This is a genomic window from Kutzneria sp. 744, assembly GCF_000568255.1.
Taxonomy (GTDB): domain Bacteria; phylum Actinomycetota; class Actinomycetes; order Mycobacteriales; family Pseudonocardiaceae; genus Kutzneria.
The window spans coordinates 92,653-94,905 of the sequence record NZ_KK037166.1; the positions used below are offsets into that span (position 1 = coordinate 92,653).

A 2,253-nucleotide genomic window follows, 5' to 3' on the forward strand; every position below is an offset into this window, starting at 1 on the left:
GTCCTCGGCGCCGCTGCGGTGGGCGATGCGGGTGTGACGGCCGAGGGACAGCCGGGTCAGTGTGACGCCGTCGGGGCAGTCGACCAGCCCCAGCTCGGGCACCAGCGCCACGCCTTGACCGGCGGCGACGAGCGCGAGCACGGTGCCGAAGTCGTCGATCTGGTGCCGGGCATGCGGGGTGTAGCCGGCGGCCTGGCAGGCGTGCACGGTCATCCGGGGCACAACGTGCCCTCGACCGCGAGGATCCACGGCTCGTCGCGGCAGTCGGCCACGGTCGCGAGCCCCGTCGACGCGGTGGCGAGGTACATCGCCTCCCGGCAAAGCGGTATCACGGCGATACCAGCCTCGTTCGGCACCGGAGCGAAGTCGTAGGAGTGCACGAGCGCCACGTCGAGGTCGCCAGCCCGCACCGCGTCGGCGACCTGGGCGGGATCCAGCTCCACGGCCATGGGCTCCAACCCCGGATGGCGCCGTGACAGCTCGGCCAACGCGGCCGGCACCATGGCCCGGCCGGCGCTGGGGAAGGTGCCGATGCGCAGCGACCCCGACAGACCCTGGCGGGCCCCGTCGAGCTCGGCGGCGGCGCGCTCCAACTGCGCCAACACGGCCTCGGCGTGCCGGACCAGGCCGCGGCCGGCCGGCGTGAGCACCACCCGGCGGCCACTGCGGGTCAACAGCGGCACACCGGCCTCCCGCTCCAGCGCGGACAGCTGCTGCGACACCGCGGACGGCGTGAACGAGACCGCCTCGGCGACGGCGGCGATGGTGCCGCGATGGGCCAGTTCCCGCAGCAGCCGCAGCCGGCGCACATCAAGCATCAGCCCAGCTTACGTATCACCGTACAAATGCGAACTGGACCTGCATGATCGCCGCCCGCACGCTGAAGGGCATGGAAGGCATCCTCGTCCCCCTCATTACGCCGTTCGCCGTCGACGGCACCGTCGCCGTCGAGGCCCTCGCGGCGCTGGCCGACGACGTCCTCACGCAGGGCGCGGCCGGCCTCATCGCGCTGGGCACCTCCGCGGAGGCCTTCGCCCTCGACGCCGACGAGAAGCACACGGTGCTGGAGGTGTGCGCGCGGGCCTGCGCCGATCACGGCGCCGCGCTCGTGGTGGGGGCCGGCACCAATGACACCCACTCCAGCGTCGAGGCGCTGGCCGCGCATGCCCAGGTCGACGCCGCGCTGGTGCCGGTGCCGTACTACGTGCGCCCCGGCGAGGCCGGCGTCATCGCCCACTTCACGCAGCTGGCCGCCAACAGCCCGGTGCCGCTGCTCGTCTACCACGTGCCGCACCGCACGGCCCAGCCGCTCAGCGCCGCCACGCTGCTCACGCTCAGCCGAATCCCCAACATCATCGGGGCCAAGGTGGCCAGCGGCATGACCGAGGACGCCATCGCGCTACTCGGCGACTGCCCGCCGGACTTCGCCGTGTTCGCCGGGGACGACGCCTACCTGTCGCCCATGCTGGCGCTGGGCGCGCGCGGTGGCATCACCGCCTCCTCGCACCTGTGCACCACGGCGTTCACCCGGCTCGTGGCGACGTGGCACAAGGGCGACGTGGCGACCGCCCGTCCCCTCGGTCACGCCCTGGCGCGGCTGTCCACGGCGCTGTTCGCCGAACCCAGCCCGACCGTGCTCAAGGGCGTGCTGCACGCGCAGGGCCGCATCCCCACCCCCGACGTTCGTCTACCGCTGCTGCCCGCGAGCCCTGAGGCCGTCGACACGCCTGTCAATCGGGCAACTACTCACCCGCACTGAGTAGCACCTCGCTTATGGCCGGCCCCGAGGCCGAACACGATGTGCCGCATGCGGATCGCAGTGGCTTTCGACCTCGCCGGCGGACTCGGCGCGCACCTGCTCGTGCGCGCCGCCGACGTGACGCTGGCGCGGCGGCCGGGCGGCATGGCGCTGCTCGGCCGATGGGGCGCCGGTGTCGCCGAACGCGCCGGGCTGTACGGCGCCGTGCGCACGGCCGCGACGGCACGCCGGCGGGTGCCGGCCTACCAGGCGGCGACGCAAGGGGCGCGACCATGGTCGGCCGCGACGCAGGCCGGCGGCCTGCACGGATACCTGTCGGCACTGCCGGTGCTGGACAAGGCCAACTACATCGACGTGCACCCGCTGGCCGCGCGCTGCCGCGGCGGTGAGCTGCCCGAACGGGGCGTGGAGGTCGACGAGTCCTCCGGCTCGTCGGGCCGGCCCTACCAGTGGGTCCGCTCGCGGGCGGAGCTCGACCAGGTCGAGGCCCGCCT

The 2,253-nt window shown here is 73.9% G+C and carries 4 protein-coding genes; 2 read left to right on the top strand and 2 right to left on the bottom strand.

Annotated features, from left to right (window positions below):
* Positions 1 to 213, bottom strand: a 213-nt coding sequence (locus KUTG_RS65035; RefSeq protein ID WP_255360840.1) for a LysR substrate-binding domain-containing protein, incomplete at its 3' end; no start/stop codon positions are given.
* A complete protein-coding gene (locus KUTG_RS00450; RefSeq protein WP_052393616.1) occupies positions 210 to 818 on the bottom strand; it encodes a LysR family transcriptional regulator in 609 nt (202 codons plus the stop codon). The genes KUTG_RS65035 and KUTG_RS00450, both read right to left, overlap by 4 nt.
* Before the next feature lie 44 nt (positions 819 to 862).
* Here KUTG_RS00450 and KUTG_RS00455 point away from each other — a divergent pair, with 44 nt between their 5' ends.
* Positions 863 to 1,759: a dihydrodipicolinate synthase family protein gene (locus KUTG_RS00455; protein WP_232240572.1), complete on the top strand. Its 897-nt coding sequence runs from the start codon at positions 863 to 865 to the stop codon at positions 1,757 to 1,759.
* A gap of 48 nt (positions 1,760 to 1,807) precedes the next feature.
* Positions 1,808 to 2,253, top strand: a 446-nt coding sequence (locus KUTG_RS60415; protein ID WP_043714115.1) for a hypothetical protein, incomplete at its 3' end; no start/stop codon positions are given.

Coding starts and splice junctions, on each gene's coding strand:
- KUTG_RS00450 (WP_052393616.1), bottom strand. CDS start 818: ATGCTTGATGTGCGCCGGCTGCGGCTGCTGCGGGAACTGGCCCATCGC.
- KUTG_RS00455 (WP_232240572.1), top strand. CDS start 863: ATGATCGCCGCCCGCACGCTGAAGGGCATGGAAGGCATCCTCGTCCCC.